General features: G+C 44.7%; 20 protein-coding genes. 7 read left to right on the top strand and 13 right to left on the bottom strand.

Annotation, left to right across the window (positions count from 1 at the left end):
• Positions 1 to 124: 124 nt before the first annotated feature.
• Complete coding sequence (locus VIM72_RS20350; protein WP_332004660.1) at positions 125 to 1369, bottom strand: hypothetical protein; 1245 nt, start codon at positions 1367 to 1369, stop codon at positions 125 to 127.
• Positions 1370 to 1590: 221 nt separating this feature from the next.
• Positions 1591 to 2226 (bottom strand): LON peptidase substrate-binding domain-containing protein, encoded by a 636-nt coding sequence (locus VIM72_RS20345; RefSeq protein WP_332004659.1) that lies wholly within the window; start codon positions 2224 to 2226, stop codon positions 1591 to 1593.
• Between the two features lie 172 nt (positions 2227 to 2398).
• Here VIM72_RS20345 and VIM72_RS20340 point away from each other — a divergent pair, with 172 nt between their 5' ends.
• The 4 genes from VIM72_RS20340 to VIM72_RS20325 all read left to right on the top strand — a co-directional run bounded on the left by VIM72_RS20340 (position 2399) and on the right by VIM72_RS20325 (position 5548).
• A complete protein-coding gene (locus VIM72_RS20340; protein ID WP_332004658.1) occupies positions 2399 to 3445 on the top strand; it encodes a glycosyltransferase family 1 protein in 1047 nt (348 codons plus the stop codon).
• A gap of 45 nt (positions 3446 to 3490) precedes the next feature.
• Positions 3491 to 4393, top strand: a complete 903-nt coding sequence (meaB, locus tag VIM72_RS20335; RefSeq protein WP_332004657.1) for a methylmalonyl Co-A mutase-associated GTPase MeaB — start codon at positions 3491 to 3493, stop codon at positions 4391 to 4393.
• Positions 4394 to 4399: 6 nt separating this feature from the next.
• The gene (locus VIM72_RS20330; protein WP_332004656.1) at positions 4400 to 5065 is read left to right on the top strand and encodes a DNA alkylation repair protein; all 666 of its coding nucleotides are present in this window, start codon (positions 4400 to 4402) and stop codon (positions 5063 to 5065) included.
• Positions 5066 to 5221: 156 nt separating this feature from the next.
• Positions 5222 to 5548 (top strand): DMT family transporter, encoded by a 327-nt coding sequence (locus VIM72_RS20325; protein WP_079471732.1) that lies wholly within the window; start codon positions 5222 to 5224, stop codon positions 5546 to 5548.
• A gap of 21 nt (positions 5549 to 5569) precedes the next feature.
• Here VIM72_RS20325 and VIM72_RS20320 read toward each other — a convergent pair whose 3' ends face one another.
• Positions 5570 to 6829: a chloride channel protein gene (locus VIM72_RS20320; protein ID WP_332004655.1), complete on the bottom strand. Its 1260-nt coding sequence runs from the start codon at positions 6827 to 6829 to the stop codon at positions 5570 to 5572.
• Positions 6830 to 7014: 185 nt separating this feature from the next.
• Here VIM72_RS20320 and VIM72_RS20315 point away from each other — a divergent pair, with 185 nt between their 5' ends.
• The 3 genes from VIM72_RS20315 (at position 7015) to VIM72_RS20305 (ending at position 8592) form a co-directional block, all read left to right on the top strand.
• Positions 7015 to 7590: a protoglobin domain-containing protein gene (locus VIM72_RS20315; protein ID WP_332004654.1), complete on the top strand. Its 576-nt coding sequence runs from the start codon at positions 7015 to 7017 to the stop codon at positions 7588 to 7590.
• A 34-nt stretch (positions 7591 to 7624) separates the two neighbouring features.
• Positions 7625 to 7885 carry a DUF2024 family protein gene (locus VIM72_RS20310; RefSeq protein WP_332004653.1) on the top strand — a complete coding sequence of 87 codons (261 nt, stop codon included), beginning with the start codon at positions 7625 to 7627 and terminating at the stop codon, positions 7883 to 7885.
• 98 nt (positions 7886 to 7983) lie between these two features.
• Positions 7984 to 8592: a MarR family winged helix-turn-helix transcriptional regulator gene (locus VIM72_RS20305; RefSeq protein ID WP_332004651.1), complete on the top strand. Its 609-nt coding sequence runs from the start codon at positions 7984 to 7986 to the stop codon at positions 8590 to 8592.
• A gap of 7 nt (positions 8593 to 8599) precedes the next feature.
• Here the strand turns inward: VIM72_RS20305 and VIM72_RS20300 are convergent, their stop codons facing one another.
• The 10 genes from VIM72_RS20300 to VIM72_RS20255 all read right to left on the bottom strand — a co-directional run bounded on the left by VIM72_RS20300 (position 8600) and on the right by VIM72_RS20255 (position 16511).
• The gene (locus VIM72_RS20300) at positions 8600 to 9073 is read right to left on the bottom strand and encodes a GNAT family N-acetyltransferase (protein WP_332004650.1); all 474 of its coding nucleotides are present in this window, start codon (positions 9071 to 9073) and stop codon (positions 8600 to 8602) included.
• Between the two features lie 26 nt (positions 9074 to 9099).
• Positions 9100 to 9315, bottom strand: coding sequence for a hypothetical protein (locus VIM72_RS20295; protein WP_332004649.1), 216 nt, complete (start codon positions 9313 to 9315; stop codon positions 9100 to 9102).
• Positions 9316 to 9376: 61 nt separating this feature from the next.
• On the bottom strand, positions 9377 to 9949 hold the full coding sequence (locus VIM72_RS20290; RefSeq protein ID WP_332004648.1) for a DUF420 domain-containing protein: 573 nt from the start codon (positions 9947 to 9949) through the stop codon (positions 9377 to 9379).
• 77 nt (positions 9950 to 10026) lie between these two features.
• Complete coding sequence (locus VIM72_RS20285) at positions 10027 to 10719, bottom strand: SCO family protein (RefSeq protein ID WP_332004647.1); 693 nt, start codon at positions 10717 to 10719, stop codon at positions 10027 to 10029.
• A 53-nt stretch (positions 10720 to 10772) separates the two neighbouring features.
• Positions 10773 to 11171, bottom strand: a complete 399-nt coding sequence (locus VIM72_RS20280; protein ID WP_142684302.1) for a cytochrome C oxidase subunit IV family protein — start codon at positions 11169 to 11171, stop codon at positions 10773 to 10775.
• Positions 11172 to 11237: 66 nt separating this feature from the next.
• Entirely contained in the window at positions 11238 to 11912 is a 675-nt protein-coding gene (locus tag VIM72_RS20275) for a cytochrome c oxidase subunit 3 (protein ID WP_142684303.1), read from the bottom strand.
• 27 nt (positions 11913 to 11939) lie between these two features.
• Positions 11940 to 12497, bottom strand: a complete 558-nt coding sequence (locus tag VIM72_RS20270) for a cytochrome c oxidase subunit 3 (RefSeq protein ID WP_332004646.1) — start codon at positions 12495 to 12497, stop codon at positions 11940 to 11942.
• Between the two features lie 25 nt (positions 12498 to 12522).
• Complete coding sequence (gene cyoE / locus VIM72_RS20265; RefSeq protein ID WP_332004645.1) at positions 12523 to 13422, bottom strand: heme o synthase; 900 nt, start codon at positions 13420 to 13422, stop codon at positions 12523 to 12525.
• A gap of 112 nt (positions 13423 to 13534) precedes the next feature.
• Positions 13535 to 15346: a cytochrome c oxidase subunit I gene (locus VIM72_RS20260; protein ID WP_332004644.1), complete on the bottom strand. Its 1812-nt coding sequence runs from the start codon at positions 15344 to 15346 to the stop codon at positions 13535 to 13537.
• A 112-nt stretch (positions 15347 to 15458) separates the two neighbouring features.
• On the bottom strand, positions 15459 to 16511 hold the full coding sequence (locus tag VIM72_RS20255) for a cytochrome c oxidase subunit II (protein WP_332004643.1): 1053 nt from the start codon (positions 16509 to 16511) through the stop codon (positions 15459 to 15461).
• Positions 16512 to 16551: the final 40 nt, after the last annotated feature.

Here is a 16551-nt window from a genome sequence, read left to right as displayed (position 1 = left end):
ATAATGCTTCAAAGATAGGAATTCAGTATAAGCTTTCAACTTCCTGAAAAACGAAGCGGAGATATAAGCGTAGTCTGTGTTTACTTAGCTTATATCTCCGCTGCATGTATATCTGCAAAAATAATTATTCGTATTTGCGTTTGATAAACCATTTATCGCTCAGGGTAAAGCCGAGTGATACACGGTAAATGTTCTCTTTTAACGCGGTTTCATTGTTACCGCGGTGAGCTATCTCAAATGCTATATTGATCATACTGTACTGATTGGAGTAAGGCATGCGGCGCACCGGTAAACCGGCGCCCACTGTGAAGCCCATTGTAGGCATGTTTACACCTTCCAGCTGCAGGTAGTCTTTGCCATAATAGCCGCCAAGACGGTATGCTACCCGGTTCCAGTAACCGCTCAGGGCAGTGGCATTAGGCACAAACTGTCCGCCGATAGCCAGCTTCCAGGAATTTTGCAGAGAGTCTTTATTACCGAAGTTCTTATAATTTTGCCACTGGCTGGAATTGAAATCAACTCCGATCATCCATTTATCAAATTTACGCAGCATGATACCGGCGCCATATTCTTCCGGGAACACTACCGTTCCCCGGTCGCCCTTCGAGTAACTGACAGTATCTTGTGTAACATAGTTATTGGAAGATGCGTCGAACTGCACAGTTTCATTGAGCACTTCCTGGCGGGCATTCATATTTTGCTTCAAACTTCCGGAGGCGCCAAAGGTCAGGTCCATGTCTTTTGCCACTTTAGCCCTGTATTGTACCCCTAATTTGTAAAAAAAGCTGTTGTAGGTAGTACGGAACATCCGGTGTGAGGCATATACATTAGGATCAGGAAAAGCGAGGCGGGTATTATTTTCTATGTTACCAAAAAGATAACCGAGGTTCACTCCTACGCTGAAATGACCGAAACGCACGCCTGTACCGGCATATAACTGGTAAAGACCGCCACTGCCCTCGTATTTGCTGGTTAGCGGAACCCTCAGCGTATCGAAGAAAGTACCGTTATGTGATTCCTGGATATTGTAAGATACCCTTGTTACCGGGCGAAGACCCAGGTTTAACCCCCATTTGTTGGTGATCAGCGGGATACCCAGCTGCAAATAGGAGAGGGTACCGAACCCGGAGCTGAATTTTGCTCCTTTGTCTGTAATAGAACGGGCGCCGCCTTCCACTCCCACATCAAAAGTAGTAAGCAACAGGCTGGAATAACTGGCCGGATTGATAAAGTTTACTGACTGAGGATCGCTGTAAGCCTGGGAAACCCCTCCCATTCCACGGTTTACCGTGTTCTGGTTGTTATGCAGATCTCCTAATCCGTAGCGGGAATATGGTGAGTTGTCCTGTGCGATAGCCTTATTTGCCAACAGAAAAAAACTTCCTAACAGGCAAAGAATACTGACTTTTGTCCAATGCATTTAGTATCAGAATTGAGTTTAAGCCCTTATTCCATTGAAAATATGGGTCTGCAAATATCTACTTTTTAAGGCGGGAAGCAAAAAAAACCAAAAAACCACCTGTTAAATGCACGTTAAAGTTCCCGTACCCTTGCCCGGGAAAGCAGGTCAGGCGGGCATCTTCCTAAAAATCACAAATTATCAGCAGATAAGTTCCTGAAGTGGCCGTTCAGCAGCACCCGTTCTTTCAGCCTTTCCATTTCTGCCATCATGGGAATAACCTTGTGCAAATGACGCTTCAGGTATTCCAGTCGCTGGGCCTCGTAAAAAAGGTGAAGCATCTCGTACTCTTCGTCCAGCGATAAGCCGGCATGATGCGCCAGGTCGTATGAGCTGAGCTCGCTGTCGTCTTTCTTGAAAGATTTATGAATCTGGAGAATGGCATGCAGCTCCCTTACACCATGCAATACTTCCTGCAACAACCGGCTGTTGCCGGACTCATTGTTTTCCGGATAGTTCACAATAGCGCCGGCATATAATTTTTCAGGGATATTCGAAACATGCTCCAAAATGCGAAAAACACTGTCTCCAACGGTAATTATGTCCATTTCCCCGCTTTCATATATTTTTTCTACCTTTTTTATTTGCACGAGTGTTCCATATTCCATAATTTTTTTATTTATTACAACTGGAATACCAAACGGCTTTTGCTCAGCCAAACAGGCTGCAATTAATTGCTTGTACCGGGGCTCAAAAACATGCAGATTCAACTGCTCCCCCGGGTACACTACAATTCCAAGTGGAAATATGGAGATAAAATTCGTCATCTGTATTTTTATATTCACCATCGGACTGGCGACCAATATACGCCAGGAAGATAAATTTATCCGGAAACCGCCGGAAGATAATTATCTCTTTTTCGTAAAAAGTTGTAATATCTTCGCTTAAGCATTTAGTTATATATAAATATATACCTGACAATTATTCAAACCGATTAATATGCCAAGATTTGTGATAGACTGTGAGAGAATGAAATATCCGAACAACGGTCTATATACTTATTGCAGCGAACTTGGCCAGACTTTAATGAAGTTGATCGCTCCTCCCGAGGAGCTTTATTTCTATTTGCCTTCCTATAAGGAAACGCTTTTCTCCAACCAGGCACATTACAAACAAAAAGCATGGCATAAGCTATGGATGCCATATTCTAAGGATATTCAGCTCTGGCATACCACTTACCAGTTATCCGACTACATCCCGGCTTCGCCGGATATTAAACGTGTATTAACTATACATGACCTCAATTTTTTATACAAGCCTAATTATAAACATAAAATATCGGGCCAGCTGGCAAAGGTGCAGCGGATGATCAATAAAGCCGATCATATTATCACCATATCGAATTATGTAAAGGAAGATGTTTTACAGCACCTCGAAATTGGAGATACCCCGCTGAGCGTAATTTATAACGGTTGTGATGTAAAATCATTTCCATCCTTTCATAACCCGCTTTATCGTCCTTCGCGGCCATTTCTTTTCACCATCGGCACTATTTTACCCAAGAAAAACTTTCATGTTATTCCCCGGTTGCTGAAAGATAATGATTATGAATTGATTATAGCCGGCAACGCTAATACTACTTATCAAAAACAGATCCTGCAGGAAGCTGCACTCTACGGCGTTCAGGACCGGGTTAAAATTATTGGCCCGGTAGATGAAAAAAGCAAATACTGGTATTTCAGCAACTGCGCCGCTTTTGTATTTCCTTCTATTGCGGAAGGTTTTGGCATTCCCGTGATAGAAGCCATGCACTACGGGAAACCGGTATTCCTCTCGGATAAAACCAGCTTACCCGAAATTGGCGGTGACCTGGCCTACTATTTTAAAAACTTCGATCCTGCCTACATGCAGGAGGTTTTCAATAAAGGGATGGCCCATTATAACGCTACCCAGCCTATGGCTGCGCTTAAAAAACACGCCGACAGCTTCAGATGGGAGGAAATAGGAGCCCAGTACCTGGATATTTACCGCTCACTGACCGCGTAAACCGGGATACCTTATTTTTGTTCTTCAAATTCTGTAAACAGTAAAATGTACCAGCAGTATATACCCGGACTCTTAAACGGAAATATCAAATCACTGGCCCGTTGCATTTCCCTCGTTGAAAATGAAGCAACAGGCTACGAACAGCTGCTGGAACAGATCCCGGTGAGTGATCATACCAAAGTAGTAGGGATTACCGGCCCTCCCGGTGCAGGAAAGAGCACACTGGTAAATGCACTCATTACGCAATTACTGGAACAGGATAAAAGCGTGGCCATCATAGCAGTAGACCCCTCTTCGCCCTTCAATTTCGGCGCCCTGCTGGGCGACCGGATCAGGATGAGCCAGCACTTTAATCACCCCCGTGTTTTTATCCGCTCTATGGCCAGCAGGGGAGCCCTGGGAGGATTAAGCCCTAAAATTATTGAAGTAAGCGACCTCATTAAGGCGGCAGCATTTGATTATCTTTTTATTGAAACCGTGGGCGTAGGGCAAAGTGAAGTAGAAATAGCCGGGGTGGCAGATACTACTGTTGTAGTAGTGGTGCCGGAGGCCGGCGATGAAATCCAGACCATGAAAGCAGGCCTTATGGAGATTGCGGATATTTTTATTGTGAACAAGGCCGACCGGGACAATGCAGACGCCTTTGTGAAAAACCTGCGGTTGCTGGCACATAGCAAACAGCAGGGCGACTGGGAAATCCCGGTGATCAAATCAATAGCTACCCAACAATCAGGTATACACGAAATAATACAGGCTATCGGAAAACATCACTCCCTGGTTTCTCATCAACAACAAAAACATATTTTATTGCTGACAGAAAAAGCCTGGCAGCTGATACAGTACAAACGTATGAAAAACATCTCCAAACGAACTATCCAGCAAGAAATACAGGAGCTGTTGCAGCAAAAAACGTTTAACCTTTACCGTTATATAGGCACCAAAAGCTAGGGATACATGAATTACCTTAAACTCATCACAGAAGCATATACTGTAGCCGCCAACCCGGCTTACGCCATCACCATGAAAGCGTATTTGCGTGATCAGTTTGAGCACCTGGGCATCAAAACACCGGAACGGCGCCTGATCAATAAAGGACTGAAAGCGGAATACGGACTACCGGCCATCAATGAGATGCCTGCATTGATAAAAGCATTGTGGAAAAAACCGGAACGTGAGTACCAATATGCCGCCATTGATTTTATGCAGCAATTGCGTAAAGAATGGACCGCAACTGATATCCACCTGTTTGAATACATGATAGTTCATAAGTCGTGGTGGGACAGCGTCGATTCCACCGTATCGTTCCTTGCAGGTCCCTGGCTGAGAAAATTCCCCGAGGTATGGCCTGCTATTACCGATCAATGGATTGCCAGTAAAAACATGTGGTTGCAGCGGGCGGCTATTATACATCAGAATGCTTATAAGCAACATACCAACGAACAACTGTTATACAGCTATATCAAACAGTGCGCCCATTCCAAAGAATTTTTCATCCAGAAGGCTATCGGCTGGGCTTTGCGGGAATATGCCAAAACCAACCCGGGCAGTGTGCGCAAATTTGTGAACCATCATCCGCTGGCGCCGCTCAGCAAGCGGGAAGCGCTCCGCAGGATCGATTAGATAATTTTTGCTACCTTTACCGCATGCGTTTTACTTCATTCGGCATATCTATCGCTTACGCGGTGTTTAATTACGGTCTCTGATCTACGGGAGACAAGCGTTTTCATACCCATACATTTCCAATATATTTTTTCTTACTTTCTAAATTCTGTAATTATGCCTTGGTTATTCCTTGTCATTGGCGGGCTGTTTGAAATAGGCTTTACTATTTCATTAAAGTATTCCGAGAATTTTTCCAGGCTGTGGCCATCAGTGAGCTTCGCAGTATGTATCTGTTTAAGCTTTTTCTTTTTGAATAAAGCGATCAATGGAGGTCTTCCTATAGGCACGTCTTATGCCGTGTGGACAGGCATTGGCGCCGCCGGCACCGCTATTGCAGGTATGATATTTTTTAAAGAGCCTGCCGCGATGTTGCGCATTTTTTTCCTGATGCTATTGATAGGCTCAATTGTAGGATTAAAGTTTGTTTCCGGGCACGAATAAACTGGTATCAACGGCGCAAAGCTATATATCGCTTTGCGCTGTTTTACTTTTGAAGATGGCAATACCATAAGCCAGTATACAGGCAAGCATGGCGGGAAGGGCCACATTAATATCATGGGTCATTTCCAGCAGTAATACAATAGCAGTGAACAACAGGCGCGAAGTGCCTGCCAGCATGGCTCCCATACCTACCAGTACAACAATACCGGCGTTAATCATAACAGCCGGAAAAAGCATCTGTATCGGAGCGCCGATCAAAAGACCTATAGCACCACCTATAACCAGTAAGGGAATAATGCCGCTGCCTGTTTTATTGGCGCCCGAGAAAAAAAGCCAGGCGATCCATTTAACAAAAGCCAGTGCAAAAAGAATTGCCAGGGTAACATGCGCCTGCAACAGGTCAGTAATATAACCTTCTCCTGTGCCCAATATCCGTGGGAAAATGTATCCGGCAACGCCGGTGAACAAGGCCACTGTAAGTAAATACCATTTATTATATTTAGTTAGCTTTCCGAACCATTTATCAATAAGCTTATACAACACCGTGCTTAACCGGGCCCACAGCCCCACCAATACAGCGATGACACTATAAGCCACCGCCGCCTTTCCGTTCATTGCCGGCAGGGCTGCAAAACTTAATACCGGAGCGGTTCCCCTGTATAGGTAACTGGCTACGCCAGCAGTTGCCGCCGCTGCCACTACCGGCCATATATTTTTAAATGTCCGGTCGGGCAAACATAATTCCAGCGCCAGGAATATGGCTGCTAGCGGCGCACCAAAAAGGCTGCCTAAAGTACTGCATGCGCCGGCCGTAAAAAGTATCCGGCATTCCTCCTCTGTACAACGGAATAATCTGCCCACCCAGGCGCCTATGCCTCCGTTCAATAACATTGCGGCGCTTTCAGTACCCAACGGATTGCCTGCTCCAATGGCAACCGTTAACCCTGCGGCGCGGAGCAGGGGAGAGGTATAACGGCTGACAGCAATAAGCAATACGGCGCCTGCTACCGGGATACCAATGATCCACAGATCGCGTTCTGTATTTTCAATACCGGTATAAGCAGTTATTATTTCGCCATAATAAGCCAGTGATGCTATTGAATGAATAATAATGGTAATACCCCAAGCTGCAACAGCACCGGTGGCGGCCGTCAGTATGGCTGCAACGGAAAGATACCAGGTACGGGAGGAGGCTGGCAACGAGGCATCCGCCGGTATTTGCAGCGACGGAGCCAACAGGGGAAGCCCGTTCTTTGTTATAACGTATCGCTTATTCGTCATGAAGTAGGTATTATCAACCAGATTATCAAAGCTATATAGTTCACTGTAGAATCACAAATAATTTTAAACTAATATATTCAATGGCTAACGGACAGGAGTATACGCGTTAACCGGTATTGTTTTAGTTAGGTAACCTTATTATATTTGTAATAACCAATCCGTGAAGGAACCCAAAACTAACATGTATGAATGACGCTAGGCATCAAGGCACAGCTGGCGCTGATAACCCCTCCTCACTGGATGCACAAACACTGGTCCGATTAAAAAGAATGTTGTTGTTCACCAATGAAGATGAACAATACCTGGTAATGGCAGGAAACATTCTTGCAGCGCATACAGAAGATATCCTTGACAACTGGTACGACTACATCTTAAAAAATAATTATCTCGCCAGCTATTTTACCAAAGACGGTGCGCCTGATATAGCTTATCTGCAATCGCTCCGGCCACATTTCCGGAAATGGATAACAGACCTGTGCACACGCCAGGAAGGGAATCCATGGTGGCAATTTGAGGAGCGGATTGCAGCGCAGCTGCAATACAAAAATGCGGAGGAGCACAACATAGATCCTTTGCCACTGGTATATTTACGTTATTTATCTTCTTTTATATATCCGGTTTCTGAAGCAGGCAGGTCTTTCCTGGGCAAACACGGCCATTCTGCAACAGAGGTGGAACGTATGCAGCAGGCCTGGTTCAAGGCAATTAGTTTCAGTGTATTGTTATGGATATACCCTCAGCCCCGACAACTCCCTTTTTAACATAACCATTCAAGTTAGCATCAAAAGTATTTCAATGGAAGTTGCTGTTTTCGATACTTACGTTAAGAAAAAAGATGGAGGATATCTGCATTTTGATATCATCGTTACAAAAGATACCCCATTTGATGAAGTCCTGACCTATGGAAATATATATCTCCAATCCAAAAAAGGAGAGGGACTGAACATTTCCCGGAAAGATTGCCGTTTTTGCCATATCACTGAAATTATACCGCGCTGGGAAACCCAGATCCGGCAAAACGGGTATTATATTCATGAATTGGAAGGATGCCAGTAAAAAAAGGCTTTCATTGCAGGAATGTCACTAATATGCTATTTCATGCCATATATTTATATTGTACCTTGCCAAACTAACTATAAGGATAGCAAGAAAATATGGGGAAAGTTTCCACATTCAGCCCTGCACAGCAGGCAGAAGACACACCAAGTAAAATAGTGGCCTCCCTGGAGCGATTATCAGAAGCCTTCCGCGTATTATTATGGCAGGAAGCAACACAGTATGGATTAAGTCCCATCCAAATTCAGGTACTTACCTTTTTACTGCACTACCCGGAGGAAAAACGTACTGTAACCACGCTGGCATCGTACTTCAACATGACCAAAGCCACCATCAGCGATGCAGTGAAATCACTGGAACAGAAGAATTACCTGACTCGTAAGGCCAGCCCTACAGACACGCGCAGCCACACCTTGCACCTGGTAAAAGAAGGCAGGGCCGTTGCCAAAAAAGTAGAGCAATTTGCAGATCCATTACAAAAAACGGTTGCACAGATGCCTTTAAAAGACCAGGCAGGGCTGCTGGAACAATTGATGCAGGTGATATACCAGCTCAACCAGCAGGAAATTATTTCTTCCCAGCCTATGTGTTTTAACTGTGAGCATTTGAACGAAAAGAAAGGATACTACTGCAATAAGTTAAAGATCTCTTTAAACAATGGCGGTTTGAGGATGGAATGTCCTGTTTTTAAACTCCGCGAAGAGTAGACCTGATTTACTGGATACGGGGTAATTGGCAGGTCATTTCATTATCACCGGCTACAAATCCGAATTGTTCGTATAATAAACGGCCTTCTTCACTGGTATGCAGGCTTATCTTACCGGTGTTCCGTTCTTTTGCCTCATCGAGGATTTTCTGCAGCAATGCCTTTGCAATACCTCTGCGGCGAAACGCTGGAAGTGTAAACACGTTCAGGATATAGGCTACTTTGCCTTCGAGGTTGTGGTACAGTGGTGGCTGGTTGTAAAAAACAATGCCTGCACTGGCCACAATCTCGCCTTCCGCATCCGCAAACCAGTTTACAAAGTTCTTTTTGGTAAGATGTTCTGTTAGGTAGACCCTGAGCTGATCCTTCAACACAGCATCCTTGGAGTTATCGGACTTAGGGTAAATTTCTTTCAGAAACTGCAGCCGCAAATGTACTAACTGCGGGATATCCGTTATATCCGCTTTTCTGTAGGTAATCATAGCTTTTTTGGGTTATGCGAAATTTGTCAGGCTTCTTTATTGCTTCTCCACCATCTGAATGCAAGAAAGCCGATGATGGCCAGGGGCGTTAAGGCCAGCATCAGAATACCATTATTCAGGCCTTTTGCCGGTCCTTCCCCCAGCTGCTGAGCCGTTTTGGTACACAGGGAACATTGCGCCATTACTGATCCGCTCATCATAGCCAGCAACACTGTCAGTAAAAACAAACCTGCCTTCTTCATAGTATTGTTATTTAATCCTGCAAAATTAGGCTATCTGCCTTAAAAATCTTCCTTAATTCTATCAATGGTAGTAAGGGGAAATCATAATATATACAATCACCCCGGTAACAGCTACATAGAACCAGATAGGCCAGGTGATCCGGGCTATTTTCCGGTGACGGGGAATATCGTTCTGAAAACCACGCAGCAGGGTAAACAGCACCAGTGGTACTATAATAGCAGCCAGTACAATATGCGTGAGCAACAGGAAATAATAAACATAGCGGATACTTCCCAGCACGGCCTTTTCAGCTGCGTCCAGCACACCATTATGATCCAGGTCGCCAAAACGGGTTTCCGGAGCCAGGGCATGATAGGTAACATAGGAAAGCAGGAATATAGCCGACAAGCCCACTGCTATTAAATTGGTGGTTTTATGCGCCTTCACATGCCCGTTCTTTATAAAATATAAGCTGGCCAGCAGTAAAACTGCGGTACTGGTGTTCAGAATAGCATGGAACAACGGCAGAATCCTGATGTCAAAACCAGGATGCATTTCCGGTTTGGGCAAAACAAACAATAACGCTACCAGCACAGGTATAGCTATTGACACGATGGTAATAGGCGTATTGAGATTTTTGTTCTTAAGTTCCATATCCACTAAAATGTGAAAGGTGAATAAAGAAAGGCGAACAACCTTTCCTTATTCACCTTTCCTTTACAATTATTTTATTACTTCTCTTCGGAGAACAGTTTTTTAAGGAAGGCTGCAAAACCCGGCCGGTGTCTGTCCTTTGCCAGATGCAATATCGCGATATCGCCGGCGCATCTTTTTACATCATTGGAATCAAGACCATTATAATATCCCCGGATGTTCCTGTTTTTATCGATCAATACCAGCTTCTCGGTATGTATAAAGTCGTCCGGACCGCCATCTCCCTGTGTTACAGAAACAAAGAAATCGTTTCTGGCAAGGTCATAGATCTCTTTTTTACTACCGGTAAGCAACCACCAGTTGTCGGGATTTATCTGGTGATCGTATGCGTATTTACGCAATTTATCTACCGTATCCCGTTCGGGGTCTACTGAAAAGGAGAGGATCTGCAGCAAAGAATCGTTCTTTACATAAGCACTCTGCACCTTTTTCAGGTTCTTTGTTAGTGTAGGACAGATACTTGGGCAGGAAGTAAAAAAGAAATCAACCAGTAATACTTTTCCTTCCATGTTCTTCAGACTCACCTCTTCTCCAAGCTGGTTGGTAAGTTTAAAGTCCCTGATCTTATGAAAAACGGTATCGTAGGAAACTTTACCATTTTCTGAGATCGTATCTACTCTCTCCGGGATGAAGTATCCTGGTACCGGCACCACATTTTTTCCGTAGTGATCTACAATGAGATAACCCAAAAGCGGCACCAGTATAGCCAATGAAACTCCTAATAAAGCCCTGCGAGAAATGACCCTGATAGTTTATTGATGAATTAATGATGTTTCTCAGCAGGCGCTACTTTCACAGCCTCTACAGGAGTACCTGGCTTCAGGTCGGTACGCATGTTTTTCCAGGAATCGCCTTCGTACAGGAAAGCGATAATAAACCATACAAACAGCAGTAAAGGAATGAGGATGGTCATAATGAGATTTTTGATCTCATGACCCAGGTGCATAAATTCTGCAACGATGTAGAATGCTTTCACCAGGGTAAGACCAATAAAGATCGCGTTCAGCATTACTCTTGGCAGAAACCCGAATTCCAGGTGTAAGAAAGCCAGACCTACTTCAAACACTGTGATACACAACAGTATCCAGAATGTTTTCCAGATTGTTTTGGTAGATGAATCAGCATGTGCGGCTTCATGCCCGGCATTATGTGTATGCTCCATTATTATTGAAATTAAATAAATTCTAAAATCAGTTCCTAACCTTGTTGTTCTTTTCCCGTTTTATGATCAAAGCAGATAGAAGCAGGTGAATACGAATACCCAAACCAGATCTACAAAGTGCCAGTACAAACCTACTTTTTCCACCATTTCATAGTGCCCTCTCTGATCATAGGTACCTTTCAGTACATTGGCGAGGATCACGATGTTCAGTACAACACCGGAAGTTACGTGCAATCCGTGGAAACCGGTGATGGTAAAGAAGAAGTTGGTAAAGTTGGTAGAAGCCAGTGTACCATCTACGTTATGGAAAGGGTTGCGGCCCCACCATGCACCTTCATGATACAGGTGTGTCCATTCCCATGCCTGGCAGCTCAGGAACGCGGCTCCACCAATGATGGTCCAGATCATCCACTTGGCAACGGCTTTTTTATCTCTCATGTGACCGGCATGTACCGCCAGTACCATGGTTACAGAACTCATAATGAGGATGAAGGTCATCAAGCTCACAAACATCAACGGCAACTCGGCATGGCCCATGCCGGGAAATGATTTGAACACTTCATTCGGATCAGGCCAGGATGGGCTGGAAAACCGGATAGTACCATATGAGATCAACAATGCGCCGAATGTGAACGCATCTGACATCAGGAAGTACCACATCATCAACTTACCATAGCTCACATTAAAGGGAGAATATCCTCCGGCCCACCATTTTTTCTTCGCTGTAACTGCTGTATCCATTGTTTGTTTTATAAAATTTTACAAAGTTTATCTGGCGATACTTAAAAAAACTAACAGGTAAATCCACAGTATGTCCACGAAATGCCAGTATGTTGCGGCTACTTCAATGGGTACTGCGCTATAGGTCCGTACACGGGTTCTGTAAGCCCTGCCAAACATAATGAGCAATGCAACCACACCACCCAGTACGTGCAGCATGTGCACGCCTACAATAACATAAATAAAAGAAGCGGAAACAGGCCCGTTGAGGGGCAGTCCCACTGATTTCAATTGTGAAAACCCTATCCACTGGCAGGCTGCAAACACCACACCCAGAAACGCTGTAAGGGTGATCAGTTGTTTATAACGCTGCATATTCCTTTCTTTAAACTGCTTTAAAGCTAGGTGTATAGTTAAGCTGCTGGTTAAAATCACGGCAGTGGATACCCAGAAAATATGCGGCAGTTCAAAAGCCAGCCAATTTGCCTGGGATCTTTTAACAATGTAAGCACTGGTAAACCCGATAAACATCATGGTGATACTACCCATGGCGATCCATAAGGAATATTTATGCGGATGTATTTTCTTACGTTGTTCTAGTGTCATAGTATCCATCACTCCTCTTTTCAATTTAAGCTTTGTCCAGCAATTGTACCAGCTGAACAATGGTCAGATAAATATAAGATCCGAACATGAGCTTTCTCGCTGCAGGAACATCATTTTTCCGGTACAGGTTAACAGCCCTGTAGAGGAAGAAAATACCCGCCAGAATGGCCACTATGGCAGAAATGCTTCCAGTGATCTTCAGGAGGTAAGGCGCTACCCCGGCAGGAATCAGCAACAACGTGTACATAGCAGCCTGGATGGCTGTGTACTTATTGGGCTCTCCGCTACCTGGTAACATTTTAAAGCCAGCCCTGGCATAATCTTTATGGGCAATCCAGGCGATGGCCCAGAAATGCGGGAATTGCCAGAGGAACTGAATAGCAAATAAAGACCAGCCACCTTCGCTGAGATTGTTAGCGCCGGCTGCCCAACCAATTAATGGAGGCATGGCGCCAGGAATTGCTCCTACCAGAACAGCAAGGGAATTCCATTTTTTCCAGGGTGTGTACACAAAACCGTATAACACCAAAGACAACCCGCTCAAAGCGGCACTCAACCAGTTAAAGCAATAGCCCATTACCAGGAGCCCTGCAATACCTGTGATCACAGCCAGTATAATCGCCTCGTTGTCGTGCATACGCCCTGAAGGCAATGGACGGACAGCGGTGCGTGCCATCAGTTTATCTGTATTCTTCTCCCAGATCTGGTTAATGGTGTTAGCTGATCCGGAAACCAGCAACCCACCAGCAAATAATAAAAGAACTTTTACTAAGTTAAACTCCACGCCCGGCACCAGCAGGTAACCCACTACCGACGAAAATACCACCATAAAGGTGAGATTAAACTTCATCAGCTGAGAGTAATCTTTCGCCTTACTGGCTACTGCATACGATGACGACAATTTTATGGAGTTTTCTTGCAACATTTTTTTTCTAGCCACATCCCGGGTTTAAGTCCGGAACAAATTTACAAACATCACAGTGAACAAAATCCCGGTAGGAAGATTTTTGCCTTCCTGCCGGAACTCCGATTATATTTTAGTGCGCTGATTCATTAGGTCCAATAGGCTCTGTTTGCGGAATGAAATCTCTTCCATCCTTGCTATAGTCATAAGCCCAGCGATATACTTCAGGAATTTCACCAGGCCAGTTACCATGACCAGCATGGATTGGCGTAGTCCATTCCAGGGTAGTTGCATTCCATGGGTTCTTTGTAGTCATCTTTCTACCTTTGAAAATGCTGTAGAAGAAGTTGAATACAAACAGGAGCTGTACTGCAAACACCAGGATCACCACGATGGTAATAAATTCGTTCAAACCACCAAACTGTTTGAAGGAAGCCCAGCCGGATACATCATAGTATCTTCTTGGCATACCCGCCATACCTTCGTAGTGCATTGGCCAGAAGATCAGGTAAGCGCCTACCAGGGTTACCCAGAAGTGGATATAGCCGATAGTGTTATTCATGAAGCGGCCATACATTTTAGGGAACCAGTGGTAGATACCGGCAAACATACCGAAGAATGCAGATACACCCATTACAATGTGGAAGTGGGCAATCACAAACATGGTATCGTGCAGGTGAATATCGATAGAAGAGTTACCTAACCAGATACCTGTTAAACCACCGGAGATGAAAGTGCTCACGAAACCGATAGAGAACAGGGAAGCAGGCGTAAAGTTGATATTACCCTTCCAGATGGTAGTGATCCAGTTAAATACCTTGATGGCAGATGGTACCGCGATCAATAAGGTTAAGAGTACGAAGAATGCTCCCAGGAATGGGTTCAGACCTGTTACGAACATATGGTGCGCCCAAACCAGGAAGGCCAGGATACAGATAGCGAACAGGGAACCGATCATCGCCAGGTAACCGAAAATGGGCTTGCGGGAACTTACCGCCAGTACTTCAGATACCATACCCATGGCAGGGAGAATGATGATATATACCTCAGGGTGACCTAAGAACCAGAATAAGTGTTGATAGAGAATAGCGCTACCACCTTCATTGGCCAGTGCTTTACCGGCGATAAAGATATCGGACAGGTAGAAGCTGGTGCCGGCGTGACGATCCATAAGCAGCAGGATAAAACCTGACAGCAATACAGGGAAAGACAATACGCCCAATACAGCGGTGAAGAAGAATGACCAGATAGTCAAAGGCATTTTGGTCATCGCCATGCCTTTAGTACGCATATTCAACAGCGTGGAAATATAGTTCAAACCACCCAGCAGCTGAGAAACAACAAACAGCGCCATACTGGTTAACCAAAGATCCACACCTATTTTAGAACCGATAGAAGCGTCTCCCAATGCACTCAGCGGTGGATACATGGTCCAACCTCCGGAGGCAGGGCCTGTCTGAACAAACAGGGAAGCCATCATTACCAGGCTGGCCAGGAAAAAGAACCAGTAGCTCAGGCAGTTCATAAAAGGGGAGGCCATATCGCGCGCACCTACCTGCAAAGGAATCAGCAGGTTAGAGAAGGTACCGCTCAAACCGGCCGTTAATACAAAGAATACCAGGATAGTACCATGCATTGTTACCAATGCATAGTAAGCTTCCGCTGTAATGCGGCCACCTTTAGCCCAATGGCCCAGGATACTTTCCAGCCAGGGGAAAGTGGCATCGGGAAAACCAAGTTGCAAACGGAACAGTACAGAGAAGAAAGCACCAATGATAGCCCAAACGATACCAGTAATCAGGAATTGTTTGGCGATCATTTTGTGATCCATGCTGAACACATATTTCGAAATGAAACTGTCTTCATGGTGGTGCTCATGATCATGATGATCATGCGCTCCGTGCATTACCTCCTGTTGACTGTGCAATGTTGCTTCGTTACTCATAATCGGTTCGGTTTATTATAAACTAACGCCCGGGAAGTATCGTCGTTTGTCAGTTTGTTCTTATTGTTTTTAATTGTACTCCGTCAAAAATTCTTCTACACAAAATTACAGCTTACCGGATATTGGCAGCTACTGTTTTTTGCGTGCTATCTGCTTTGGCTTCACCGGCAGGAGCAGCAGGAGCTGCAGTGTCAGCGTGGGTCAGGCTATAAGTAGATTTCTGGGCAGCTACCCATTTATCAAATTCTTCCTGAGTTTCCACAACAATCACACCTCTCATGGAGTAGTGACCGCTACCACACATCTGGTCGCAGGAAATTTCATACGTGAAATCCGGGTTACCGGTTTTTTCTTTCATCTGCTTGGTGGTAAACTTGGGAGTGAACCACAAAGTAGTAGGGATACCCGGAACCGCATCCATTTTCATGCGGAAGTGCGGTAAACCAACGTCATGGATAACATCACGGGAACCGATGATGAGCTTTACCGGCTTACCAACTACCAGGTGCAGTTCGGTAGGCATAAAGTCATCTTTGTTCAAAGGATCGTTCCAGTCCAGACCCAGTTCATTACCAGCGGAGGGATCGATGTTTTTAATATCACGACGGCCCAGTGCGCCATCTTTACCCGGATAACGGAAGATCCAGTTAAACTGTTTACCGGTTACTTCCACCACAGCGGCATCTTTCGGTGCTTCTGAAGTAAGCTGGAACCAGTGTTTCAGACCGAAAGCCACCAGTATGGTTAAGGCAATAGCCGGGATAACGGTCCAGATAACTTCCAGTTTATTATTATGCGGAAAATAAAATGCTTTACGGCCTTCCTTCTCCTGGTATTTAAATGCAAACCAGAATAATGCAATTTGGGTAAGGACGAACACAACCCCAGTGATGGCAAGTGTTACATAAATAAGGGTATCAACGCCTTCTCCCTGTTCTGATGCAGATTCGCCCAGGATTTTGCCTTTCAGCAAATTGTTACACCAGTACACTCCTATAAGCCCCAGCACCAGGAATGCAATCAGCAGGAAACCATTTATACGGTTGCTTTGCTCACGCGCTTTCTTTTCTCCCTTCAATATGGACACATATTCGCTCGCCTTCGCAATCTGGAAGATGACTATGAATATGAGAACAACAACTAAGACTGCTAAAAATCCTGACATTGCTATATGAAATAATTAAGTTATCTAATGCTTTTCTTTT

This window comes from Chitinophaga sp., assembly GCF_036569185.1.
Classification (GTDB): Bacteria; Bacteroidota; Bacteroidia; order Chitinophagales; family Chitinophagaceae; genus Chitinophaga.
The sequence above is the reverse complement of the archived record's forward strand: the minus strand, read 5'-3'. Positions and strand labels throughout refer to the sequence as shown.